Source organism: Bifidobacterium felsineum, assembly GCF_002802915.1.
In the GTDB taxonomy this organism is placed as follows: Bacteria; Actinomycetota; Actinomycetes; order Actinomycetales; family Bifidobacteriaceae; genus Bifidobacterium; species Bifidobacterium felsineum.
In genome coordinates this window covers 1-253 of the sequence record NZ_PEBJ01000017.1, presented here as the reverse complement: position 1 = coordinate 253, position 253 = coordinate 1, and the positions used below count along the sequence as shown (strand labels likewise).

At 66.0% G+C, this 253-nt stretch carries 1 pseudogene; it reads right to left on the bottom strand.

The annotated features are described in order from the left end of the window. Positions 1-253 (bottom strand): annotated as a pseudogene (locus CSQ86_RS09815) (flippase); the annotation flags it as partial.

The following is a 253-nucleotide window of genomic DNA, read 5'->3' as shown; positions in this document are numbered from 1 at the left end:
CACGCCGAAGGACGCGAGCCACAGGGCGGTTCCGAAGATGAGGAAGAGGGGCTTGTCGCCGGCCAGTCGTGGCACGAGTTCGAGTGCGATCATGTATGCGGCGAAGGTCAGGGTGGTGGAGGCGGCGAGGATGACGAGGAGTTCCTCGACGGTGCGGGAGAGCTCCTCCGGGTCGTCCCTGACCTGGGCGCAGGCGCGTACCCCGTATGTGGAGATGCCCAGGAGCGCGGCCAGTGAGAAGTAGGAGACGATG